A 22,888-nucleotide genomic window follows, 5' to 3' on the forward strand; every position below is an offset into this window, starting at 1 on the left:
GAACCCGTCCGTAAGACGGGTTATTTACCCGCTTCATTTCCCCTGTCACCGTTCATCCCCTACACTTAGTCCAGGTTGTCATGGTCTGAGGATGTAATGTTCGCGCTGGTTCTTTTTGTTTGCTATCTGGATGGTGGATGCGACGAAATCGTCGTTGATGTGTTCAACACTGAGAAGCAGTGCATGGTGGCAATGGACGTTCAACGTCTGCGCTATGGTGGATGCTTTCCGGTTGAAGATTTCATTGATGGTTTCTGGCAACCCGCACAGGAATACAGTGATTTTTAACTACTGCACGCGCACCAGCGTCAGCGCGCCGCCAAATACGGCTCCGGTGTCGATATAGTGCTGGTTTTCCACATCAAGCCGCTGTTTCAGCGGCGTATGGCCGAACCAGAAGTGTTCGGCACCATAGATAAACTCCCCCTTGCCGGCGAGATGCCGGGTTAGCCGCTCCCGGTTCCACAATACCGCCGCTTCGTTGATTGTCTGTTGCCATTTATAACGTGGTGCCGGGTAGTCAGCATGGGCAATAATATGAGTGCCGCTCTGGCTATGCAGTTCAATAATAAGCGGCCACGATGCGCTGTCGAGCAGGAGCGCCTCAGCCTGCTGTTTATGCCCGGAACTTAACGTTGTAAACCAACTGCCACCATTCAAAAGCCATAAGGTTTCATCACCTTTCTGAAGTGCCTCCATCGCCATCTGTTCATGGTTGCCGCGCACGGTTCTGAACCAGGGTTTTTTTATTAATTCCAGACATGCGAGGCTCTCCGGACCACGGTCGATGAGATCGCCCACAGCAATTAACAAATCCTGCCAGGGATCGAAGTGCTGCTCGCGTAATTGCTCAGTCAGTTGCCTCAGGCATCCGTGCACATCACCCACAATCCAGATATAACGCCATCTTTTACCGTCGATACGCAGATACATATTTCTCTCCCCCTGATATTTAGTATAGAGAGAGGTCTTGACTGTGCCTGTTTATTAAAAAACATGCGATTAACCTCAATCTCCCCTAAACGAACCGGAAATAAAAGTCAGCACCGCTTCAGTTTATAATTCTTCACTCTTTAGAATGGTATTTGAAACATTGAGAGGTGCTTATCGTGTCAAATATCAGTCTGCAAACAAAAACGCTGCCATCAACCCGCAGACAAATTATCAGTGAACTGGTTACCGGTCGTTTAATTCCTGGGCCTATCTGGCGTAAGCGAGAGTATCGTTTTAAGTTTTTATTGCGCTCACTGCTGTTCTGGCCCTCGACCGTCAGGATGCTCAGCGCACTGGCACAGCGCCCCAATTTTGAAGAGATGCTTCATGCGCAGGTTACCCTTCCGAGTAAATCTCACCGTCAGTATCTGACTCTGGGTCTGAATGCTTCGCGCCGCGCCGATGCGATTGTGAGCCATTATGCATGGCTTGATTCGCAACTCTCTGCCCGGGCTGCAGACGCGCTGACGGCAACAGCGCCACAGCAAATCCTGCAGTTTACGGGGCGCAATGAAGCCCATTTTTACGTATGTGCCTCAGGGGCGCACAAAGCAGAGCGTGAAGGTGAAAGCACGCTGTGGCTTTATGACGGTAACGATGCGCTGCTGGCAAGCGTGACGTTCAGCGTGACGGTTGAAAAAGGTATTCGCACGTTAATGATTGGCGGGCTGCAGGGACCACGCAAAAATGTTTCTCATGAGGCCATTAAAATTGCGACCAAAGCCTGCCACGGTATATTCCCCAAGCGTTTACTTCTTGAAGCGTTATGGCAGATGTGTGCCAGCACCGATATTAAAGCAATGTATGGCGTGAGTGATAACGGTCATGTCTTTCGTGCGTGGCGATACCGTTTCAGTAAAGGCCGGGATTTCCATGCCAGTTACGATGAATTCTGGGCCTCCATTGAGGGTATCAAAAGTGATAAATATCGCTGGCGTTTACCCATGCAGATGGCGCGTAAGCCACTGGAGGATATCGCCAGTAAAAAAAGAGCAGAATATCGCCGACGCTTTGAATTACTCGATGAAATACAGTCCTCACTGCATAATTTTTTCTAAGCAATACTGATAAGGCACGTTACGGTGCCTTGCCACCATCATTTATTTCTGGGCCGCCTTCGCCTTCCAGGATATATCGTTACGCGGCGCTATTTAATGTTAGGGTATTCATTCCATTCCACGGCCCGGAGGGGCTATTTCAAATTTAAAATTCATTTGCCCGGTTTGCGGCGGCAATCATTTTTTCTTTACACAGTTTTGCCCTGAAAAAACTCATTTACATGGCGCACTATGTTCAGTCTGCGGCGCGAGGGTAACGTTAAAAGCCTGTCTGCCAAAAAGACGTCGGTGGGTGAAACCGGTTTGTTGAAAGTGAGGATAGCCCCGCACACAGGCACCACACTGAAGCAGCATTAAAAGCCGCACCCGGAACGGATGCAGCAGGAAGGATTAGTAAAATTGCCTGATTGCCTGTTCCGTCTCACGGGCGCTGACCAGGTCAGAAAACTTTGCAATGAGGAATTCTTCCCCATCAAGCACGTAGGTTTCAATCGGGAGATCCAGGAAGGATCGCTGATCGTTTCGATAGCTGACTTTCTTCAGGTCATCATCAACAGAAAGATGTTCGACCTTGCCACCGGGGAGTATTACCACAACATCTTTGCTCATGTCGTTATCCTCAGTTTTGTTTAAATTGCATACGACAGTAGCACACCTTTTCGACCACCGTCTCTTGTTAAATTGTGCTTCGCCAGTTCGCCAGCCCCACCCGTTGGACAAAATAAAAAACGCTGGAGGTTTTCAGGCCAGATTGTGGTATGTCTAGTGTGCAGGTTTGGCACCATTGCCGGGTTGAAAATAGAAAACCTTGCAGTTCAGACGTATAAAAAAGACCGGCTACGATTCCTATCAAGGTTGCTTCCTATAAATCTCTTTCAATATCATTAAGTTAAACCGCTACACCTCTTGAAAACACTCTCCAATGCTTATCATTGCATCCATTCAGGATCAAACACTTGTGCTATTTTTTGAGTCTCCCTCGGAGTAATCTCGTGATCTGATTTAGATCGTCAGATCAGCAGCACTAGCTACACTTGCAGAAATAAACTGGAGGTTCTATGTGCGGACGTTTTGCTCAAGCGCAGACGCGTGAAGAATACCTGGCCTACCTGGCAGATGATAACGATCGCGATATTGCCTATGACCCCGAACCCATTGATCGTTACAACGCAGCCCCTGGCACAAAAGTATTGCTGCTGAGTGAACGCGACGAACTACTGCATTTGGACCCGGTCCACTGGGGATATGCGCCTGGCTGGTGGGATAAGCCCGCATTAATAAATGCACGTGTCGAAACTGCGGCTACCAGCAGAATGTTTAAGCCACTATGGCAGCACGGCCGGGCGATCTGTTTCGCAGATGGCTGGTTCGAGTGGAAGAAGGAAGGTGATAAAAAACAGCCCTACTTCATCCATCGTGCCGACGGTGAGCCAATTTTTATGGCTGCAATTGGCAGTACGCCGTTTGAGCGAGGCGATGAAGCTGAGGGTTTTTTGATTGTGACCGCAGCCGCTGATAAAGGGCTGGTCGATATTCATGACAGAAGACCGTTGGTATTGTCACCGGACGCAGCCCGGGCATGGATGCGGCAGGATATTGGCGGAAAGGCAGCGGAAGAGATAGCAGCCGACGGCGCAGTGACGGCTGACAAATTTATCTGGCACGCCGTCACGCGTGCGGTCGGGAATGTGAAGAATCAGGGGGCGAACTTAATCGAACCGATAACATAAATCATCAAATAACCGGGCAACCGTCCTCATCCGCCCGGTCTACAAAAAACGTGACCAGACCGATCACCTGAGTTCCCTCCATACCCTCGCCCTCGTAAACGTCACCATCAGGCGTGACGAACGCCTGTCCATGCAGTCGTACTAACTGAAATCTAATGCTCCCTCCAATAAGCAGAGTATCCCCCTGCTCGATTCTGGTCGGTTGCGTTTCCACAATCGCGTACCCGGTTGCGGTGTCTGTCACTCCGGTTGTGGGGTTAACCGCAGACTGTATTCAGGTCTCTTCAAAATCAACATTCGGGAATAAGCGCTCACTACAGAAGCAAGGAATCGTCCTTCTTCTCAATCAATAGCAGGTTCTATGAAGACTCAGTTATCCCTGTCCCTTGCCATCGAACTGGCACCATCAATCACCGCGATTGTTAAGAGAGTCTCCCTGGCAATCAGTTTTTGGCTTCTTTATCGCTGCTCACTATTAAAGCCCCTCAGTGAGGCACTTCTGTATTTGATGGCAATAAAAGCCACCAGCGGATGCCAGTGGCTTGGTACAACCCAAATGATTACTTAGTCAGTAGTAAGCATTACATACTCAGAAATCAATAGTGCCTTTTGCGAATACTCTGTTGCCAGCCGCTCAAGTTCATTGGCATCCATCTTTCCAGACTGTGAGTTTTTGATATAAGCAGCTATTACACATTCATGCAGCAAGATATAAGGGTTCTGGTTGATTATCTCTTTTATGGCCAGAAAAAATGTTGCCAGATCATCGGTTTGCCCCGTATGCCAGGTTGGACGATTAAGCCATTCGTTTAACGCATCAAGACCCTTAAGCATAAGACCTCCTGTTTGTGGAATCCCATTCTCCCACCAAAGCAGTTATATCAAAAATTTTTTTGCATTATCACAGGCACTCATTGAATGCCTGCTGTAATGCTTGACAAATTTTATCAGTGATCACTTTCCTGAGAGGCCGGGTTATAGTGTTTTATAACCCTGGAGGAGCAATGAAAAAATGAAATGCATTCCACAGTGAAGGATTCATTGCCAAAAGACCTACCGAAAGGAATGAAAATAGACATAAAGATGCCAAAAATATTAAAACTTTCTTTTTAAATAGGCTCCACTTTGAATAGATGAAATATGTAACTCCAATTATTATTACTGCCTGAGCAATATACGGCGTCCATGACAACGGGTAACCAAACATAAAATGGGGGAAAAACAGGATCACATTATTAATGTAAGAATAATCCCTGCCCCGCAAAACACGTTATCTGTAAAGGAAAGCAGTTCGGACCACACCCGCCGCCTTATCATGAGATCAGGAGTCTGGCCACCAGAGTGTATTAAAAGGAGCGTGGAGAAGAATTCGCGCAGCGATTACTCGGATATAAAAACATTGCTATGACAAAAAAATACCTGGACGCTCGCGGTGCGGAGTATGTTATGGTTTAGCCCTAGTATGTAGTTTTCGAGTAATTTTCGTGGAATTTCGAGGGAAGCGATAAAAACACGTTAGAAAACATACATATAAAAAAAGACCGAATACGATTCCTGTATTCGGTCCAGGGAAATGGCTCTTGGGAGAGAGCCGTGCGCTAAAAGTTGGCATTAATGCAGGCTAAGTCGCCTTGCACTTTAAGAATAGATGACGACGTCAGGTTTTCCAGTTTGCCGCAAAAGCACGCTGAAAAATTAGGTTATCGTCACGCTTAAAAATGTTAAAACCGCAAGACTTCTTGATTAAGCCTTGCGGTTTTTTATTGTAAATCAAAAAGTTGAATTGTTTTTTTAACAAAGCGTCTCTGCTCGGGCAATAAAAGGCGCCAGGCTCATTTTTTCACCCGCACGGGCCGGATTATCGACCTGAATGACAGCGATTGGTTGTGCTGTCGTCTTACCGCTTTTCACCTGTTCTTCGGCTATATCATTCAGCGGATATTGCACCAGCGTGCTCGGGTTAATCACATACAACGCCTTGCCCGGACGACAGGTAAGCATCACCTCTTCGCGGTTAAATGCCCAGTTGTCTTTCCCCATCTCAAAACGGCTCACCGTAATAACTGATGGTGCCGCAGAGGCTGCTGCAGAAAAGGCCATTAATAATATCAATAGATTCTTTTTCATCGTTTCCCCGTCTCAGAAGGGTTCCCAGGTAGCAAACAGACTTACCGCGCCCAGTACCAGCGCGCCCAGTACTACCTCAGTCCATGTCATAAAAATGAGTGTTTGTTGCGCAGACGAAGGTTTCCGGCTCAGACGCGGCACCAGAACATACCTGTTCACTAACGCAATTGCCACCATTAGCAGGGCCAGCGCACTTTTGATCAACAGCATACGCCCCCAGTCAGTGCTCCAGGGCCATGAGATGCCCTGAATAAAGATCGTGTTCACTACCCCCGTTATCAATACACCTGCTACCGCCAGATGGCCGTACCGGGAGAATCCCATCAGCGCTGAAACCGACTCATGTTGCCAGCGTCGTTGCGTAAGGCTCATACAATAAATGACTGGCAACAGACCTCCAAACCACATGGAGGCGCAGAGTAAATGAACCGCATGATTAGCGCGCTGCAGCAGGCCTGGCAGGCCATCCAGCATCGCGGCATGCCCGACGCCTGCCATTAACACTAACTGAGCGGCGCATAGCAGCATGAGGTTTCGCTGCAGCCAAGGGCGCATCATTGCAACGATCAGGGTGAAAACAGCAATGACTATTTGCCAGAGCCACACACCGCCGAACCGGGTGCCCGCTAAGGCGAACCACGTTGCTGGCTGCCAGACATCCTGCCAGCCGTCCCCCATGATACCAGCCTGCAGAGGGTACATCAGAAGCGCACTCAGCGCGGTTAATACCAGGCAGATGCGTTGCAGCGTCCTGAAATCCCTGGCCATGACGCTCTGTAAAGCAGCAGGGGCCAGACGATTGATATAAAACGCTACGCCGAAACTCAGCATCAGAGCGCTGAAATGGATGAAACGCAACACCACATAACCTGAACTGAGCATGGGTTACTTCACGGTAAAGGAGTAAGTTCCACGCGTTTTGTGACCATCAACCGAAACGACATGCCAGTCAACGTTATACACCCCTGGTTGCAGGCTTTGCTCCAGAGGGACAACAAGCTGTGTGTCGTTATCTTTATCATGGGTGGCTTTGCCGGTTCTGATGGTCTGCTTCTTGCTATCCGTAAGCGTTAAGCCACTGAATGCAGGTTCAATCCCTTCAGAAAAGTTGAGGGTCAGCGCCTTTACATTCGTGGTCGCTTGCGAACTGGCGGCCGGGATCTGCGTTTTTAAATGCGCATGAGCAAAGGCCAATGGTGTAGTCAACAGCATACTGACAAGAAGCAGAACATGACGGGTGCCTGCGGCAGTGAAGACCATATTAGTCATTCCTTTACGTTATGTATTTAGGGTCGAGGATAACGCTGTATAATGTGTGCGTCGAGTATGATCATCTGTGCTCTTGTCTTTCTGCGACGGGCTTAGTACCTTTTTCGGCGTGAACTCAGGAGAAAAGAATGAATACGAATCTGGCCCATCTCTCGCAAGAGGAAATGGACAAAGTGAATGTCGATCTGGCAGCGGCGGGTGTGGCGTTTAAAGAGCGCTATAATATGCCGGTTATTGCTGAAGTGGTCGAGCGGGAGCAGCCCGAACACCTGCGCACCTGGTTTCGCGAACGACTCATCGCCCACCGTCTGACATCTGTGAACCTTTCCCGCCTGCCTTATGAGCCGAAATCGAAATGACTACGAGTAGCGTGTTAAGGGTTATCGATACCGAAACCTGTGATTTGCAGGGCGGTATTGTTGAAATTGCCTCAGTGGATGTGGTGGACGGGCAAATTATTAACCCGCAGAGCCATCTGGTGCGCCCGGACAGACCCATCAGCCAGCAGGCGATGGCTATCCATCGCATCACGGAAGCGATGGTTGCGCATCAGCCGTGGATTGAAGAGGTGATCCCTCACTATTACGGTAGTGAATGGTATGTCGCCCATAATGCCAGTTTTGACAGACGCGTACTTCCCGAGATGCCCGGAGAATGGATATGCACCATGAAGCTGGCCCGCCGGTTATGGCCCGGCATTAAGTACAGCAATATGGCGCTCTATAAATCCCGCAAGCTGAGCGTACAGACGCCCGCAGGGTTGCATCACCATCGGGCATTATATGACTGCTACATTACGGCGGCTTTACTGATTGATATTATGAATACGTCGGGCTGGACGCCAGAACATATGGTGACGGTAACGGGTCGCCCTGCATTGATGACCACCTTTACCTTCGGGAAGTATCGCGGTAAAGCGGTTTCCGAAGTCGCTGAACGCGACCCCGGTTATTTGCGCTGGTTGTTTAATAACCTTGATAAGATGAGTCCTGAACTGCGTCTCACGCTAAAACACTATCTCGGTGAGCATTAATCCTGGCGTGAAGCTTTCAGGGTTCCCTGCGCCAGCCCGATAAGAAATGCATATTCCATCGCGACACCTTCCCAGGACTTAAACCTCCCCGATTTTCCGCCATGCCCGGAGTCCATATCGGTACAGAGCAGCAGAATATTGTCATCGGTTTTGAGCTCGCGTAATTTTGCCACCCATTTCGCCGGTTCCCAGTACTGTACCTGAGAATCGTGCAGACCCGTGGTCACCAGCAGGTGGGGGTATGGATGCGCGCCAACGTTATCGTAAGGACTGTAACTCTTCATATAATGGTAAAAAGTTTCATCCTGAGGATTGCCCCACTCTTCGAATTCACCTGTTGTCAGCGGGATAGATTCATCCAGCATCGTGGTCAGGGTGTCGACAAAAGGCACCTGCGCCACCACACCATGAAACAGCGAAGGACGTTCATTGATAACGGCACCCAGAAGCAGTCCACCCGCGCTCCCGCCCATACCGTAGCAGTATAAAGGGGAGCCATACCCCTGCGCGAGCAGGGAATCGGTGACGTCTATGTAATCATGGAAGGTATTTTTCTTCTTAAGGAATTTGCCGTCTTCATACCACTGCTGACCTAACTCCCCTCCTCCACGAATATGGGCAATGGCAAAAACAAAGCCGCGATCCAGTAAGCTCAGCCGGCTACTACTGAAATCTGCATCCATGCTCGCACCATAGGATCCATATCCATAAACCAGGAGTGGGTTCTCCCCTTTTCGGAAATACTTGTGGTTGTAGACAAGCGATACGGGGACTTCGACGCCATCACGCGCGCGTACCCACACATGTTCACTGCGATAATTCGACGCATCAAAACCGGCCACTTCCGACTGCTTAATGACACGACGTTCACCCGTATCCATATCCAGTTCGAACAGCGTGTCCGGCGTCGTCATGGAAGAGTAACCGTAACGCAGGCGCGAGGTTTCCGGCTCGGGATTATAGGCAACCCAGGTAACATACGCGGGATCATCGAAGGCAATTCCCGTTACCTCCCGCGTTTTACGGTTGATTTGACGAAGGCTGGTCAGCCCACGCTGACGCTCTTCAACCACTAACCAGTCGGTAAAAAGGGTAAACCCTTCCAGCATAATATTTTCGCGCGCCGGGATAAGCACTTCCCAGCGCCTTTCGTCACGGACTTTCGTCCGGTAGAGGCCGAAATTTTTACCGTCGCGGTTAGAACGCAGATAAAAGGTATGCTGGAAATGATCGAGGCTGTACTCATGGTCTTTGCGGCGTGGAAGAAAACAGAGTGGTTGCGCATCGGGCAGCTCCGCATCCAGGAGTAATACCTCACTGGTCGTTGCACTCGACAGATGAATAATGATGTAGTGCTGTGAGGTGGTTTTACCTAAGCCTACATAAAACGTATCGTCTTTTTCTTCGTAAATAAGCTCATCGGCGCTGGAAGGGGTGCCTACCGTATGCCGCCATACCTGATAAGGCAGCAGGGTTACAGCATGCTTTCGCACGTAATAGATTGTTTCTGAGTCATTCACCCAGACAAACTCAGGCGCGACATTGTCGAGCATTTCCGGGTACCAGTTCCCCGTTTCCAGATTACGAAACCGTAAGCCATACTGCCGTCTCGACAGATAATCCTCTGCCAGGGCCATTATTTTGTTGTCCGGGGTAATAGCAAAGCCCCCCAGCGTATAAAAATCACTATGGGCTGCACGTTTATTACCATCGAGCAGAACCTGCCACTCATCCCACTCAGCAGACAAGACAGACTGACGCTGGTAGATGGCATATTCACAGCCAGGTTCATAGACGTGTCTGTAACGATATCCATTTTTCACATAAGGAGCTGACACCTCACGCGGAGGGATACGGGCAATGATTTCCGCGAGCAGTTTATCCTGCAACGCCTGCTGGGACGCCATCACACGGCGACCATAATCATTTTCATCCCGGAGGTAGTCCAGCACTTCTGGCTGCGTTCGGGTATCGTCCCGTAGCCAGTAGTAGTTGTCCAGGCGCGTGTCACCATGCAGTGTCATGGTGTGAGGAAGTTGTTTAGCTTTCGGCGGCATAACATTTTACTTATTTATTCGACACTCTATAAGGTTGGCAAAAGCTGCCGCCGATGCAAGCGAAACGTGACAACAAGGTTACTGTGGCAGTGCGCGCTTCTGCTCCTGAAGATCGGCTTCAATGCCCTCGCGAACCTCCTGAGGGATCTTCAGCGCATCGCCTAATGCGGCGAGATAGCTACGCTCCATAAAATGGTCGATATCAATGGCAGCGCAGCTCAGGAAGTACACCTCCAACGCCTCTTCTTCATTTTTGATATCCCGGGCCAGGCGCTGAGGGTCCAACGGTTGTTCTATAGCCTGCGCCACCAGTAACCTGCCCTGTTGTTCCACGCCGGCTTCGCGCAGCTGCTGTTCAATAGCGGCACGTTCTTTATCATCAATGTGCCCGTCACTTTTTGCGGCGAACACCAGCGCAAGGATCAATCGTTCCGTTCGGACATCCAGCGGAGAGCTCGTCTGCCCGAACTGGGGTTCATCTTTATGCGCTGCCCTCACTTTATCTTTGTATTTGTTCCATAAAACAGTACCGGCGACCGCACCGCCTCCTGCCAGAAGCGCACTGGTGCCATATTTTGTGAGTAGCTTACGTGATGATTTACTCGAGACCAGTAAACCGGCGAGCCCGCCGAGTGCGCCGGGTACAAGCAGTTTTCCGAGCCCCTGATCGGTAGATGGTGAGCCCGACGCACTTTTTTGGCCGAGCAATGACTGGAGTTGATTTAACCAGTTTGACATGATGTCCCCCGCTTAAGCGATGCCAGAAAGGTTCAGCGTAAGCGAGGGTGTGTCAGGAAATGTCTAAGTCTGCAAAAGAAAAGAAAATTCTGTACGCTTACTGGTGCTGATATTCTGCTTTTCCCGCTTTACAGTCTACCTGGACGAGATAGTGAATATCCGTATTCTTACCGCGCACGGTCAGGGGCACGCGCCATTTATCTTCTTTACCCTGCACGGCTTTTGGGCTAATCCAGGCGACCGGATCGGCCTGCCCAAGTTTTTGCTGATCATCAGCCCAGCGAACAATGCGGTTTTGCAGATAGTCACGCTTGACGCTGGCAGCAATGCCCTCAGCGTTCATTCCCTCACAACCTGGAAAGGTTACTGATTTTTGGTTATCAATGGTGACCGTCTTATCGTCTGCCGCTGAAACCACGAAACTCCCTGCCAGTAACACCGTACCCATTAACACTCCTGCTAATTTCATGCTTTTCTCCTGTGCATATAGCCCATACAAAGCATGGTACAAATTACTGGCAGTGCAAGGTGAATCAGGCAGCAGAGCGCTTCGCTGCGCGTTTGATATCTACAGCCTGGCTTTCGTTATCCGCTTCAGCGGAAACAGCAGCCGACGGGGTGTCCTCTGCTTCAGCCGAGGGGAGCTTACCCGATCGGAAGATGTGGCTCAGAACATCTTTTTGCTCTGCAAGCCACATGGCCATTTGATCGCGCTGCACATCCTCAAATGCAACAGGTGCTTCGCCAAGCCAGGTCTCAAGTACCTCAGCAAGATCAAGCATTTTGTCGTAGGCATCCGCTTCCTTTTTGCTGGCAAAAGACATTTTTTCCTCACCGTTACGAATCACAACATATTTGACTTCAACCGCCATGATACAGCCCCTTACCTGTTTATATATACAGTATATTACCGCACCACTGCCCTGGATGCAAGTCGCAAAAGACATGCGCAAACGTTTTCGTATATACTGCGGCCAGGTTTTTTTGAGGGTGAAATGACGATGACTTGTTTAGGTACTGCGCTGCGTCCGGCAGCAACACGTGTGATGTTACTGGGTTCAGGAGAGCTCGGGAAGGAAGTGGCCATCGAGTGCCAGCGGCTTGGGATTGAAGTCATTGCCGTAGATCGCTATGCCGATGCGCCCGCCATGCAGATTGCGCATCGTAGTCACGTGATTAACATGCTTGACGGCGACGCGCTGAAGGCCGTCGTGGCGCAGGAAAAACCGCACTATATCGTGCCGGAAATTGAAGCGATTGCCACCGATATGCTGATTGAGCTGGAGTCTCAGGGCCAGCATGTCGTGCCGTGCGCCCGTGCGGCAAAACTGACCATGAACCGTGAGGGTATACGCCGTCTTGCTGCTGAAGAGCTGGCACTGCCAACCTCGAGCTACCGTTTTGCTGATAGCGAAGAGGCCTTCCGTGAAGCCGTCAGTGAAATAGGTTTACCCTGTATTGTTAAGCCGGTGATGAGTTCATCAGGCAAGGGTCAGAGCCTCATTCGCACCGCCGGACAGCTGGAAAAAGCCTGGGAGTATGCGCAGCAAGGTGGTCGTGCTGGTGCCGGCCGTGTCATTGTGGAAGGCGTCGTCAATTTTGATTTTGAAATTACCTTATTGACCGTCAGCGCCGTGGATGGCGTTCATTTCTGCGCCCCGGTGGGTCATCGTCAGGAGGACGGCGATTACCGCGAATCCTGGCAGCCGCAGCAGATGAGCGACGTGGCGCTCAAGCGCGCTCAGGAAGTGGCGCGCAAAGTGGTGCTGGCGCTTGGCGGGCATGGCCTGTTCGGCGTAGAACTCTTCGTGTGCGGCGATGAGGTGGTCTTCAGCGAAGTCTCTCCACGTCCCCATGATACCGGGATGGTAACATTGATTTCGCAGGACGTTTCAGAGTTCGCACTTCACGTGCGCGCCTTCCTGGACTTGCCGGTAGGTCAGATTCGCCAGTACGGGCCATCAGCCTCTGCGGTGATTCTGCCTCAGCTGAAAAGTAAGAATGTCACCTTTGATAACCTGCAGAATGCCGTTGGCGCAGGCCTGCAGGTGCGTCTGTTTGGCAAGCCGGAAATTGACGGGACGCGGCGTCTGGGCGTAGCGCTGGCGACAGCGAATTCCGTTGAAGAAGCGGTGGAACGTGCGAAGGCGGCGGCTACAGCGGTAAAAGTTTTTAGTTAACGCGTACCCTGGGATCATTCCCCGGTGCCGCGACTCCCGCGGTACCTTTCTGCCAACCCCGGTGCCGCTACGGGATAGTATTCCGCCATGAGACGCTGAAATCAGCCAGTGAAACGCGGTCAGCGCCGTACAGGGTATCGCCAGCCTTACTCCGGGCGCAGCAGGTTCTGTTGCCTGTAAAAAAGCCGGTGCAATGATATGCACCGGCTTTTATTTTTAACCAGGAACACAACCCGGGTTAAATAAACTTATTTCGCGCCTTCTACCGCTTCGCGAGCCAGTTTAGTAATACGGTCATAATCGCCAGCTTCAAGCGCATCGGCCGGAACCAGCCAGGAACCACCGATACACAGCACGCTTTTCAGCGCCAGATAGTCACGGTAGTTAGCCGGCGAGATACCGCCGGTCGGGCAGAAGCGCACCTGCGAGAAAGGACCTGCGATAGCCTGCAGCGCTTTGGTGCCGCCGTTCGCTTCAGCCGGGAAGAATTTGAACTCTTTCAGACCGTAGTCCATGCCCAGCATCAGTTCCGAAACGGTGCTGATACCCGGAATCAACGGGATGGTACCTTCCGTCGCGGCTTTGAGCAGCGGCTCAGTCAGGCCCGGGCTTATGGCAAACTGTGCGCCTGCTTCGGTCACTTCTTTAAGTTGCTGCGGGTTCAGCACGGTCCCGGCACCAATAATGGCATCCGGCACTTCTTTAGCAATCGCGCGGATAGCATCCATAGCGCATGCGGTACGCAGCGTCACTTCCAGCACGCGTACTCCGCCAGCTACCAGCGCTTTCGCCATCGGGACGGCGTGTTCCAGTTTGTTGACAACAATAACCGGCACAACCGGACCCGTTTTCAGGATTGCTTCTGCACTCGTTTTCCAATTTTTCATCAGAGTTTTTCTCTCGCCAGAACGAATAATCTTGTCGTTTTAAAAATCGATACAGGTTGCGCCCTGTTCCGCGCCGGACAATTTTTCCCGTAACGCGCCGAACATTTCGCGCCCCGTGCCTACGCGCATTGCGCTCAGGTCAGGAATATGTGGCTGACGTGCGGTCAGTTCGGCCTCATCGACCAGCAACGTAAGTTCGCCAGTTTGGCCGTTTACGCGAATCATGTCGCCATCACGCACTTTTGCCAGCAGCCCGCCGTCATACGCCTCAGGCGTGACATGGATGGCGGAAGGCACTTTACCTGATGCGCCGGAGAGGCGTCCATCGGTAACTAACGCTATTTTGAAACAGCGGTCCAATAATACACCAAGTGGCGGCATAAGTTTATGTAATTCTGGCATGCCGTTCGCTTTTGGTCCCTGATGGCGCACAACCACCACGCAATCCTTGTCCAGCAGCCCTGCCTCAAAAGCAGGTAACACGTCATGCTGGCTTTCAAAAACCACAGCCGGCGCTTCGATAACCTGATATTCAACCGGCACGGCGGAGGTTTTCATTACCGCACGGCCCAGGTTACCACTAAGCACTTTAGTACCGCCGTGGCGGGAGAATGGGGCATCGACCGTAGCAATGACCTGTGAATCGAGAGGGGCCATAGCGCCGTCGCGCCAGGCCAGTTCGCCGTTATTAAGCCACGGCTCCAGGGTGTAACGGGAGAGACCAAACCCAGCGACGGTATTGACATCTTCATGCAGCAAGCCGCCTTTGAGCAGCTCACGCATCAGTACCGGTACGCCGCCCGCCGCCTGGAAATGGTTAATGTCGGCCGGGCCGTTCGGGTAGAGTTTCGCCATTAATGGCACGACCTCAGAGAGCTCTGAGAAGTCATCCCAGTTGATAATGATGCCTGCCGCGCGGGCCATCGCAACGAGATGCATGGTGTGGTTTGTCGAACCGCCGGTTGCCAGCAGTGAGACAATGCCGTTCACCACGGCTTTTTCATCAATCATTTTACCAATCGGCATCCATTCACTGCCGTTACCGGTCAGTCGGGTCACCTGACGCGCGGCAGCGCTGGTCAGTGCTTCGCGAAGCGGCGCATCCGGGTGAACAAAGGAGGAACCCGGTAGCTGCATCCCCATAAACTCGATAACCATCTGGTTGGTGTTGGCGGTGCCGTAGAAGGTACAGGTGCCCGGTGCATGGTAAGAAGCCGCTTCGGACTCCAGCAGCGCCATACGATCGACCTTCCCTTCCGCATAGAGCTGGCGAATACGCACTTTCTCTTTATTGGGCAACCCGCTGGCCATCGGGCCTGATGGGACAAACACCGCCGGTAGGTGGCCAAATGAGAGGGCAGCCATTGCCAGACCCGGTACGATTTTATCGCACACGCCAAGGAAGAGTGCACCGTCGAACATGTTATGCGACAGACCCACCGCTGCTGACATGGCAATCACTTCACGACTCAGCAAAGAGAGCTCCATCCCGTCCTGCCCCTGCGTGACACCGTCACACATTGCAGGTACACCGCCCGCAACCTGACCAATCGCATTCACTGAATGCAGCGCCTTGCGAATAATGTCCGGGTAGGTCTCATAAGGCTGGTGTGCGGAGAGCATGTCGTTATAGGAGGTGATGATGGCAATATTGTTACGCAGCATGCTTTTCAGGCCCGCTTTATCTTCGGGCTGGCAGGCCGCGAAGCCATGCGCGAGATTGCCGCACGCCAGCGACGAGCGGTGCACTGTTTCGCTCTTCGCCTGTTCAATGCGTTTTAGGTAGGCTGACCGGCTTTCGCGGGAACGCTCTGCAATACGATTTGTTACGCGTAACAATACTGAGTTCATAAAAGCTCCTGAAAATTTATCTGTCCGGCGCTACGCGTTGCAGGCATTACCAGGGTGGATAAGATCACCGGGATTACTGCATCCGCGCGCCCCAAAGGCAAAATCGCTTCAGCCAGTGTAATAAAAAAAGCCCCGCTGGTGAATCCAGGCGGGGCTTGAAAGATGAAAAATTATCCGGAATTCTGTGTTAGATCATGTTACCGGTAAAATAACGTAACACACCTGTTCAGCCGTTACTCAAACTCGTTCCAAGAACGGCCATCACGGGTAATCATCGCGACGGACGCAACGGGTCCCCAGGTTCCCGCCTGATACGGTTTCGGAGAGTCATTATCCATCGCCCAGGCTTCCGTAATGGAATCCACCCATTTCCAGGCCTCTTCCACCTCATCACGACGAACAAACAGAGCCTGAATCCCACGCATGGTTTCCAGCAGCAGACGCTCGTAAGCATCCGCAAGATGCGTTTCATTAAAGGTTTCGGAATAACTCAGATCCAGCTTGGTTATCTGCAGATTATGCTTGTGATCAAGGCCCGGCACTTTATTAAGTACCTGAATATCTACACCTTCATCCGGTTGCAGGCGAATGGTCAGTTTGTTTTGCGGCAGATCCTGCCATGACTCTTTGAAAAGATTCAGTTCCGGCGTTTTAAAGTAGACGACAACTTCAGAACATTTGGTGGGCAGACGCTTACCGGTACGCAGGTAGAAAGGCACGCCCGCCCAGCGCCAGTTATCGATATCGACGCGAATAGCCACAAAGGTTTCAGTGTTACTGGACTTGTTCGCCCCCTCTTCCTCAAGGTAGCCCGGCACTTTTTTGCCCTGCGCAAAGCCCGCTGAGTACTGACCACGTACGGTTTTTTCACGCACGTTGGTGCGATCGATACGACGCAGTGATTTCAGCACTTTCACTTTTTCATCACGAATAGCGTCGGCGGTAAGGTCGGACGGCGGAGACATGGCAATCATGCACAGAATCTGCAGGAGGTGGTTCTGGATCATATCGCGCATCTGGCCGGCCTGGTCAAAATAGCCCCAGCGCCCTTCAATGCCCACCTCTTCGGCGACAGTGATTTCGACATGATCGATGGTGCGGTTATCCCAGTTATTCACAAACAGAGCATTCGCAAAACGCAGAGCAAGCAGGTTCAGGACGGTCTCTTTGCCAAGATAGTGGTCAATACGATAGACCTGGCACTCTTCAAAATATTCACCCACCTGATCGTTAATTTCACGTGAGGTGGCAAGCGAAGTGCCTAACGGTTTTTCCATCACCACGCGCGCAGGTTTGGCATTCAGTTTTGCTTCACCAAGACCTTTGCAGATGGCGCCAAAGGTGCTGGGCGGCATGGCGAAATAGTTAATGGTGGTACGTTCTTTCTGATTAAGCATTTTACCCAAGCGGGTAAAGGCTTTAACGTCGTTTACATCCAGGTTGCAAAAGTCCAGGCGCCCGCTCAGCGTGTCCCATAAACCTTCATCAATTTTCTCTTTCATGAAGGTTTCGAGCGCTTCACGCACGACTTTGGTGTAGGCTTCTTTATCCCAGTCCGCGCGTCCCACACCCAGGATGCGTGTATCAGGATGAATCTGCCCTGCTTTTTCAAGCTGGTACAGGGAAGGCAGCAATTTTCGGCGTGCGAGATCGCCTTTCGCGCCGAAAATGACCAGGTCACATGCCTGGGCTGTTTGCGTTACCGCCATGTCATTCTCCTCAGTTGGCTTTCCTGGTGCTTATGCCAGGCCTTAGTTGTAATTTTATTACACTGCACTGTACTGCTTTTACGTAAATCACGAAACCGCTAACGCTTATCATGCCGTGCGTTCTTTAATCACCCGGCTGAGATCTGGGTTTTCGCCCGGAAAACGCTGGATGTTTGCCAGATGCCGTGATGGGAAAATCCGACTGTGATCATGTTATGAAAAAAAACAACAACATTTCACGTTGTTACTTACCTTTCCACTACGCGGGGAGGTATATTCTTGCTAAAACGCTTTACGGTTTTACACTCCAGTGGAACCGTTTTACTGATGAGCACGCTGCTAAATGAACATGCTGGAAAAAATCCAGTCCCAACTGGAACACCTTAGCAAATCCGAGCGTAAAGTGGCGGAAGTGATTCTTGCCCTTCCGGACAAAGCCATTCACTCCAGTATCGCCGCCCTCGCTCAGGAAGCGGGTGTCAGTGAACCGACGGTCAATCGTTTTTGCCGCAGTCTTGATACCCGTGGATTTCCCGACTTTAAATTGCATCTGGCACAAAGCCTTGCCAACGGCACCCCCTATGTTAATCGCAATGTCGATGAAGATGACAGCGTAGAAGCATACACGGGGAAAATATTTGAATCCGCAATGGCAAGCCTGGATCATGTTCGCCAGTCGCTGGATATGGCTTCGGTAAACCGGGCTGTTGACCTTCTCACTCAGGCTAAAAAAATCGCTTTCTTTGGCCTCGGTTCCTCAGCGGCTGTCGCACATGATGCGATGAACAAATTTTTTCGCTTTAACGTTCCTGTCGTCTACTCCGACGACATCGTCCTGCAACGCATGAGCTGTATGAATTGCAGTGATGATGATGTGGTTGTGCTGATCTCCCATACGGGTCGTACTAAAAACCTTGTTGAGCTGGCGCAACTGGCACGTGAAAACGATGCCATGGTGATTGCGCTGACCTCCGCCGACACGCCGCTCGCCCGCGAAGCTACCCTTGCCATCACTCTGGATGTGCCTGAAGACACGGATATCTATATGCCGATGGTATCGCGCCTGGCGCAACTGACGGTGATTGATGTACTTGCGACGGGTTTCACATTGCGACGGGGCGCAAAATTCAGGGATAACTTGAAGCGTGTCAAAGAAGCGCTCAAAGAATCGCGCTTTGATAAGGAGCGTTTTATCACAGGCGATAAACATTAATAGTAATAACAAAGTTGTAACATCTTTAGCTATTCGGTTAAATTCATTGTTCGCCGCTCTGGCGTAGCACGAAACCGAATTCATGTTCACGCAACACCTGGTTGTTCAGACAACGGAGTATTACATGTCCAGAAGGCTTCGCAGAACCAAAATCGTTACCACACTTGGCCCGGCTACTGACCGCGACAATAATCTTGAAAAAGTTATCGCTGCGGGTGCCAACGTGGTGCGAATGAATTTTTCTCACGGCACCGCAGAAGATCATAAATTACGTGCAGACAAAGTACGTGAAATTGCGGCAAAACTGGGACGCCATGTCGCTATCCTTGGCGATCTGCAAGGGCCAAAAATCCGTGTGTCGACCTTTAAGGAAGGGAAAGTCTTCCTCAATATTGGCGACAAATTCCTGCTGGATGCCAACCTTGGCAAGGGCGAAGGCGATAAAGAAAAAGTCGGCATTGACTATAAAGGCCTGCCCGCTGATGTTGTCCCTGGCGATATCCTGCTGCTTGATGATGGCCGGGTGCAGCTTAAAGTGCTGGAAGTTCAGGGCATGAAAGTTTTCACGGAAGTGACCGTAGGCGGGCCACTTTCCAATAATAAAGGCATCAACAAACTGGGCGGCGGTCTTTCTGCTGAAGCACTGACGGAAAAAGATAAAGCAGACATCGTGACAGCGGCGATGATCGGGGTTGATTACCTCGCGGTCTCTTTCCCGCGCTGTGGGGAAGACCTGAACTATGCGCGTCGCCTGGCGCGGGATGCAGGATGTGATGCCAAAATCGTCGCCAAGGTTGAACGTGCGGAAGCCGTTTGTAGCCAGGATGCGATGGATGACGTGATCCTCGCCTCCGACGTTGTGATGGTCGCGCGTGGCGATCTGGGGGTGGAGATCGGCGACCCGGAACTGGTCGGTATTCAAAAAGCATTGATTCGTCGTGCCCGTCAGCTTAACCGCTCCGTCATCACGGCAACCCAGATGATGGAATCGATGATCACTAACCCGATGCCAACCCGTGCAGAGGTTATGGACGTGGCTAACGCCGTGCTGGATGGTACTGATGCCGTGATGCTGTCTGCAGAAACCGCAGCTGGCCAGTATCCGGCTGAAACCGTTGCCGCCATGGCGCGTGTATGCCTTGGCGCGGAAAAAATTCCGAGCATCAACGTCTCCAAGCACCGCCTGGACATTCAGTTCGACAACGTAGAAGAAGCGATTGCGATGTCTGCAATGTACGCTGCTAACCATCTGAAAGGGGTGACGGCGATTATCTCGATGACAGAATCAGGCCGCACGGCGCTGATGACATCGCGAATCAGCTCCGGTCTGCCGATTTTCGCCCTCTCCCGCCACGAACGTACGCTGAACCTCACGGCGCTTTACCGTGGCGTTACGCCGGTCTACTTCGACAGCGTGAATGAAGGCGTTGCCGCCGCTAACGATGCGGTCAATCTGCTGCGTGATAAAGGCTATCTGATTTCCGGCGATCTTGTCATCGTCACCCAGGGTGACGTAATGAGCACCGTAGGTACAACCAACACCACCCGTATTCTGACCGTAGAATAAGGGCAGTGAAAAAAGCCCCGCACGCTGCGGGGCTTTTTTATCTCTTCTACTTCTTCGGAAAGAGCTCTTTACGTTTATAAGGCTCTTTATCTCCGGGTTTTCGCGTTTTAAGCAACTTTAAAATCCAGGTGTACTGTTCGGGGTTCGGCCCTACCAGTAATTCCACCTCTTCGTTCATACGACGGGCAATGGTGTTGTCATCCGCGCTATTCAGATCGTCCATTGGCGGGCGAACATGAATAGTGAGACGGTGTGATTTTGCGTCATAAACGGGGAACAGCGGCACAATACGGGCGCGGCATACTTTCATCAGGCGACCAATCGCCGGAAGCGTGGCTTTGTAAGTGGCAAAGAAATCCACGAACTCACTGTGCTCCGGCCCATGATCCTGGTCGGGCAGATAATAGCCCCAGTACCCCTGACGTATGGAGTGAATGAAGGGTTTGATGCCGTCATTTCTGGCATGCAGACGTCCACCAAAACGGCGACGCACGCTATTCCAGACATAGTCAAATACCGGGTTTCCCTGATTATGAAACATCGCGGCTATATTGCGCCCCTGCGACGCCATTAGCATCGCCGGGATATCGACGCCCCAGCCGTGTGGCACAAGAAAAATGACATTCTCGTTGTTTTCCCGCAGTTCATCGATAATGGCCTGCCCCTGCCATTTCACACGCGGCAGCACTTTTTCCGGTCCGCGCAGTGCCAGCTCCGCCATCAACACCATCGCCTGAGGTGCGGTGGCGAACATGTCGTCGATCAACGCCTCACGTTGCGCATCGCTTTGCTCAGGAAAACAGTACAGCAGGTTAATTTGCGCGCGACGGCGCGCACTTTTGCCAAGCTTACCGGCAAGACGTCCAAGCTTACCCAACAGCGGATCGCGCAGCGAAGGGGGGACCATAGCAATACCTGCAAAGGCCAGCACGCCCAGCCATGCGCCCCAGTAACGCGGATGGCGAAATCCCTTTTCAAACTCGGGTATGTATTCAGAATTATTTTTCTTGGTTTCCATGCATATTCCGCAGGCAGACAGGTATCAAAATAAAAAGTAGGCACAGTGTAGCGAGGCGCGCCGGATCCTACAAAAGAAAAAGCCGGCGCGCATGCGGCCGGCTCTCCGGGATGCAACCCTTAATCAAAGCGGAGCTGTGGGAGCACTTCTTTAACCTGCGCCAGGTAATCGCGACGATCTGACCCTGTCAGACCCTCCGTTCTTGGCAGCTTCGCGGTTAACGGGTTGACGGCCTGCTGGTTAATCCACACTTCATAGTGCAAATGTGGTCCGGTAGAACGTCCGGTATTACCAGAAAGCGCAATGCGATCGCCACGCTTCACTTTTTGCCCTTCTTTGACCAGCAGTTTTCGCAGGTGCATGTACCGCGTGGTATAGGTGCGGCCATGACGCACGGCAACGTAGTATCCTGCCGCGCCGCTGCGTTTCGCCACTACCACCTCACCGTCACCGACAGAGAGCACCGGCGTGCCTTGCGGCATGGCGAAATCAACGCCTTTATGCGGTGCAACCCGCCCGGTTACGGGGTTGAGTCGACGTGGATTGAAGTTAGAGGAGACGCGGAATTGTTTCGACGTCGGGAAACGCAAAAAGCCCTTCGCCAGGCCCGTGCCGTTACGATCGTAGAATTTGCCATCTTCAGCGCGAATCGCGTAGTAATCTTTGCCATCTGAGCGCAGACGAACACCCACCAGCTGGCTTTGTTCCTGCTTGCCCTGAAGCATTTCGCGGGACATCAGTACCGAAAATTCATCGCCTTTTTTCAGCTTACGGAAGTCCATTTGCCACTGCATGGCTTTAATAACCGAACTGATTTCGCCACTGCTCAGGCCCGCATCACGGGCGCTGCTGACAAAACTTCCCCCGACAGTCCCTTTCAGCACTGAATTAACCCAGTCTCCTTTCTGAAGTTCGCTGGTCATTTTAAAACCGCCATCAACGCGGTCATACGTGCGGGTTTCGCGGCGGGACATCTCCCAGGTCAGTCGCTGAAGATCGCCTTCGGCCGTCAGGGTCCAGGAGAGTTGTTGACCGATTTTCATATTTCGCAGGTCTTTATCAGCGGCAGCAAGCTGGCTGATATCACCCATCTCAATACCGTACTGATTCAGAATGCTGCTGAGGGTATCACCGGTAGAAACAACATATTCGTGCACGCCCGCTTCGTTCGCGGTTTTATCATCAAGCTCGTCCTGAGGAATGTCTTCAACTTCATCCGGCATAGACTGGTCTATTGGTTCGCTCGCCTCAGGCAGCAGCGATCGGATTTCATTCTTTTCAAGCGTAATGGCTTTGACGATAGGGGCAGGTTCGGTGTGTTCAGGGTGGTAAACATACGGACGCCAGACGGCGACCGTAAGGGTGAGAACTGTAAGTGACCCCAGCATTACGCGGTGGGGTCGGGGCAGATTATTAAATGCCAGGGCGACAGAGCGGGCTATCTGTTGCACGTATCCA

At 51.6% G+C, this 22,888-nt stretch carries 23 protein-coding genes; 8 read left to right on the forward strand and 15 right to left on the reverse strand.

What is annotated here, in order from left to right; translation table 11 throughout:
- The first annotated feature begins 96 nt into the window (after positions 1-96).
- Positions 97-288 carry a YebW family protein gene (locus KXR87_RS07315; protein ID WP_437431604.1) on the forward strand — a complete coding sequence of 64 codons (192 nt, stop codon included), beginning with the start codon at positions 97-99 and terminating at the stop codon, positions 286-288.
- Here KXR87_RS07315 and pphA read toward each other — a convergent pair whose 3' ends face one another.
- Complete coding sequence (gene pphA, locus KXR87_RS07320) at positions 289-933, reverse strand: protein-serine/threonine phosphatase (RefSeq protein WP_437431605.1); 645 nt, start codon at positions 931-933, stop codon at positions 289-291.
- A gap of 176 nt (positions 934-1,109) precedes the next feature.
- On the opposite strand from pphA, the gene KXR87_RS07325 reads away from it, so the two are divergent.
- The gene (locus KXR87_RS07325) at positions 1,110-2,051 is read left to right on the forward strand and encodes a VirK/YbjX family protein (protein ID WP_437431606.1); all 942 of its coding nucleotides are present in this window, start codon (positions 1,110-1,112) and stop codon (positions 2,049-2,051) included.
- Positions 2,052-2,441: 390 nt separating this feature from the next.
- On the opposite strand, the gene KXR87_RS07330 is transcribed toward KXR87_RS07325, so the two are convergent.
- Positions 2,442-2,660: a hypothetical protein gene (locus KXR87_RS07330; protein WP_437431607.1), complete on the reverse strand. Its 219-nt coding sequence runs from the start codon at positions 2,658-2,660 to the stop codon at positions 2,442-2,444.
- A 449-nt stretch (positions 2,661-3,109) separates the two neighbouring features.
- Between KXR87_RS07330 and KXR87_RS07335 the strand changes: the two genes are divergently transcribed.
- Positions 3,110-3,781: an SOS response-associated peptidase gene (locus tag KXR87_RS07335; RefSeq protein ID WP_437431608.1), complete on the forward strand. Its 672-nt coding sequence runs from the start codon at positions 3,110-3,112 to the stop codon at positions 3,779-3,781.
- A gap of 564 nt (positions 3,782-4,345) precedes the next feature.
- On the opposite strand, the gene KXR87_RS07340 is transcribed toward KXR87_RS07335, so the two are convergent.
- The 4 genes from KXR87_RS07340 to yobA form a co-directional block, all read right to left on the reverse strand.
- A complete protein-coding gene (locus KXR87_RS07340) occupies positions 4,346-4,615 on the reverse strand; it encodes a hypothetical protein (RefSeq protein ID WP_437431609.1) in 270 nt (89 codons plus the stop codon).
- A gap of 957 nt (positions 4,616-5,572) precedes the next feature.
- Positions 5,573-5,908 (reverse strand): YebY family protein, encoded by a 336-nt coding sequence (locus KXR87_RS07345; protein WP_437431610.1) that lies wholly within the window; start codon positions 5,906-5,908, stop codon positions 5,573-5,575.
- 12 nt (positions 5,909-5,920) lie between these two features.
- Complete coding sequence (copD, locus tag KXR87_RS07350; protein WP_437431611.1) at positions 5,921-6,790, reverse strand: copper homeostasis membrane protein CopD; 870 nt, start codon at positions 6,788-6,790, stop codon at positions 5,921-5,923.
- A gap of 3 nt (positions 6,791-6,793) precedes the next feature.
- Positions 6,794-7,168 carry a CopC domain-containing protein YobA gene (gene yobA / locus KXR87_RS07355; protein ID WP_437431612.1) on the reverse strand — a complete coding sequence of 125 codons (375 nt, stop codon included), beginning with the start codon at positions 7,166-7,168 and terminating at the stop codon, positions 6,794-6,796.
- A 137-nt stretch (positions 7,169-7,305) separates the two neighbouring features.
- Here yobA and KXR87_RS07360 point away from each other — a divergent pair, with 137 nt between their 5' ends.
- Positions 7,306-7,536: a DNA polymerase III subunit theta gene (locus KXR87_RS07360; protein ID WP_437431613.1), complete on the forward strand. Its 231-nt coding sequence runs from the start codon at positions 7,306-7,308 to the stop codon at positions 7,534-7,536.
- An 11-nt stretch (positions 7,537-7,547) separates the two neighbouring features.
- Entirely contained in the window at positions 7,548-8,210 is a 663-nt protein-coding gene (gene exoX / locus KXR87_RS07365; protein WP_437431663.1) for an exodeoxyribonuclease X, read from the forward strand.
- On the opposite strand, the gene ptrB is transcribed toward exoX, so the two are convergent.
- From ptrB to KXR87_RS07385, 4 genes are all read right to left on the reverse strand, one after another.
- The gene (ptrB, locus tag KXR87_RS07370) at positions 8,207-10,267 is read right to left on the reverse strand and encodes an oligopeptidase B (protein WP_437431614.1); all 2,061 of its coding nucleotides are present in this window, start codon (positions 10,265-10,267) and stop codon (positions 8,207-8,209) included. The two genes, exoX and ptrB, sit on opposite strands and share 4 nt — an antisense overlap.
- Positions 10,268-10,345: 78 nt before the next feature.
- Positions 10,346-11,005, reverse strand: a complete 660-nt coding sequence (locus KXR87_RS07375; RefSeq protein WP_437431615.1) for a tellurite resistance TerB family protein — start codon at positions 11,003-11,005, stop codon at positions 10,346-10,348.
- A 97-nt stretch (positions 11,006-11,102) separates the two neighbouring features.
- A complete protein-coding gene (yebF, locus tag KXR87_RS07380) occupies positions 11,103-11,474 on the reverse strand; it encodes a protein YebF (protein WP_437431616.1) in 372 nt (123 codons plus the stop codon).
- Positions 11,475-11,538: 64 nt separating this feature from the next.
- Positions 11,539-11,877: a YebG family protein gene (locus KXR87_RS07385; RefSeq protein ID WP_437431617.1), complete on the reverse strand. Its 339-nt coding sequence runs from the start codon at positions 11,875-11,877 to the stop codon at positions 11,539-11,541.
- Positions 11,878-12,006: 129 nt separating this feature from the next.
- Between KXR87_RS07385 and purT the strand changes: the two genes are divergently transcribed.
- Positions 12,007-13,185, forward strand: a complete 1,179-nt coding sequence (gene purT / locus KXR87_RS07390) for a formate-dependent phosphoribosylglycinamide formyltransferase (protein WP_437431664.1) — start codon at positions 12,007-12,009, stop codon at positions 13,183-13,185.
- 248 nt (positions 13,186-13,433) lie between these two features.
- Here the strand turns inward: purT and kdgA are convergent, their stop codons facing one another.
- The 3 genes from kdgA to zwf form a co-directional block, all read right to left on the reverse strand.
- Positions 13,434-14,072 (reverse strand): bifunctional 4-hydroxy-2-oxoglutarate aldolase/2-dehydro-3-deoxy-phosphogluconate aldolase, encoded by a 639-nt coding sequence (gene kdgA / locus KXR87_RS07395; protein ID WP_437431618.1) that lies wholly within the window; start codon positions 14,070-14,072, stop codon positions 13,434-13,436.
- Between the two features lie 39 nt (positions 14,073-14,111).
- Positions 14,112-15,923, reverse strand: a complete 1,812-nt coding sequence (gene edd, locus KXR87_RS07400; RefSeq protein WP_437431619.1) for a phosphogluconate dehydratase — start codon at positions 15,921-15,923, stop codon at positions 14,112-14,114.
- A 233-nt stretch (positions 15,924-16,156) separates the two neighbouring features.
- On the reverse strand, positions 16,157-17,632 hold the full coding sequence (gene zwf / locus KXR87_RS07405) for a glucose-6-phosphate dehydrogenase (protein WP_437431620.1): 1,476 nt from the start codon (positions 17,630-17,632) through the stop codon (positions 16,157-16,159).
- A gap of 343 nt (positions 17,633-17,975) precedes the next feature.
- Here zwf and KXR87_RS07410 point away from each other — a divergent pair, with 343 nt between their 5' ends.
- Positions 17,976-18,845, forward strand: a complete 870-nt coding sequence (locus KXR87_RS07410; protein WP_437431621.1) for a MurR/RpiR family transcriptional regulator — start codon at positions 17,976-17,978, stop codon at positions 18,843-18,845.
- A 124-nt stretch (positions 18,846-18,969) separates the two neighbouring features.
- A complete protein-coding gene (pyk, locus tag KXR87_RS07415; protein WP_437431622.1) occupies positions 18,970-20,412 on the forward strand; it encodes a pyruvate kinase in 1,443 nt (480 codons plus the stop codon).
- A gap of 46 nt (positions 20,413-20,458) precedes the next feature.
- Here pyk and lpxM read toward each other — a convergent pair whose 3' ends face one another.
- A complete protein-coding gene (lpxM, locus tag KXR87_RS07420) occupies positions 20,459-21,430 on the reverse strand; it encodes a lauroyl-Kdo(2)-lipid IV(A) myristoyltransferase (RefSeq protein ID WP_437431623.1) in 972 nt (323 codons plus the stop codon).
- A gap of 119 nt (positions 21,431-21,549) precedes the next feature.
- Positions 21,550-22,881 (reverse strand): murein DD-endopeptidase MepM, encoded by a 1,332-nt coding sequence (gene mepM, locus KXR87_RS07425; RefSeq protein ID WP_437431624.1) that lies wholly within the window; start codon positions 22,879-22,881, stop codon positions 21,550-21,552.
- Between the last annotated feature and the right edge of the window lie 7 nt (positions 22,882-22,888).

Origin of the sequence: Yokenella regensburgei, from assembly GCF_051486985.1 — a bacterium.
Taxonomy (GTDB): domain Bacteria; phylum Pseudomonadota; class Gammaproteobacteria; order Enterobacterales; family Enterobacteriaceae; genus CBFFRJ01.

Coding starts and splice junctions, on each gene's coding strand:
- KXR87_RS07315 (WP_437431604.1), top strand. CDS start 97: ATGTTCGCGCTGGTTCTTTTTGTTTGCTATCTGGATGGTGGATGCGAC.
- pphA (WP_437431605.1), bottom strand. CDS start 933: ATGTATCTGCGTATCGACGGTAAAAGATGGCGTTATATCTGGATTGTG.
- KXR87_RS07330 (WP_437431607.1), bottom strand. CDS start 2,660: ATGAGCAAAGATGTTGTGGTAATACTCCCCGGTGGCAAGGTCGAACAT.
- KXR87_RS07335 (WP_437431608.1), top strand. CDS start 3,110: ATGTGCGGACGTTTTGCTCAAGCGCAGACGCGTGAAGAATACCTGGCC.
- KXR87_RS07340 (WP_437431609.1), bottom strand. CDS start 4,615: ATGCTTAAGGGTCTTGATGCGTTAAACGAATGGCTTAATCGTCCAACC.
- KXR87_RS07345 (WP_437431610.1), bottom strand. CDS start 5,908: ATGAAAAAGAATCTATTGATATTATTAATGGCCTTTTCTGCAGCAGCC.
- copD (WP_437431611.1), bottom strand. CDS start 6,790: ATGCTCAGTTCAGGTTATGTGGTGTTGCGTTTCATCCATTTCAGCGCT.
- yobA (WP_437431612.1), bottom strand. CDS start 7,168: ATGGTCTTCACTGCCGCAGGCACCCGTCATGTTCTGCTTCTTGTCAGT.
- KXR87_RS07360 (WP_437431613.1), top strand. CDS start 7,306: ATGAATACGAATCTGGCCCATCTCTCGCAAGAGGAAATGGACAAAGTG.
- ptrB (WP_437431614.1), bottom strand. CDS start 10,267: ATGCCGCCGAAAGCTAAACAACTTCCTCACACCATGACACTGCATGGT.
- KXR87_RS07375 (WP_437431615.1), bottom strand. CDS start 11,005: ATGTCAAACTGGTTAAATCAACTCCAGTCATTGCTCGGCCAAAAAAGT.
- yebF (WP_437431616.1), bottom strand. CDS start 11,474: ATGAAATTAGCAGGAGTGTTAATGGGTACGGTGTTACTGGCAGGGAGT.
- KXR87_RS07385 (WP_437431617.1), bottom strand. CDS start 11,877: ATGGCGGTTGAAGTCAAATATGTTGTGATTCGTAACGGTGAGGAAAAA.
- purT (WP_437431664.1), top strand. CDS start 12,007: ATGACTTGTTTAGGTACTGCGCTGCGTCCGGCAGCAACACGTGTGATG.
- kdgA (WP_437431618.1), bottom strand. CDS start 14,072: ATGAAAAATTGGAAAACGAGTGCAGAAGCAATCCTGAAAACGGGTCCG.
- edd (WP_437431619.1), bottom strand. CDS start 15,923: ATGAACTCAGTATTGTTACGCGTAACAAATCGTATTGCAGAGCGTTCC.
- zwf (WP_437431620.1), bottom strand. CDS start 17,632: ATGGCGGTAACGCAAACAGCCCAGGCATGTGACCTGGTCATTTTCGGC.
- KXR87_RS07410 (WP_437431621.1), top strand. CDS start 17,976: ATGAACATGCTGGAAAAAATCCAGTCCCAACTGGAACACCTTAGCAAA.
- pyk (WP_437431622.1), top strand. CDS start 18,970: ATGTCCAGAAGGCTTCGCAGAACCAAAATCGTTACCACACTTGGCCCG.
- lpxM (WP_437431623.1), bottom strand. CDS start 21,430: ATGGAAACCAAGAAAAATAATTCTGAATACATACCCGAGTTTGAAAAG.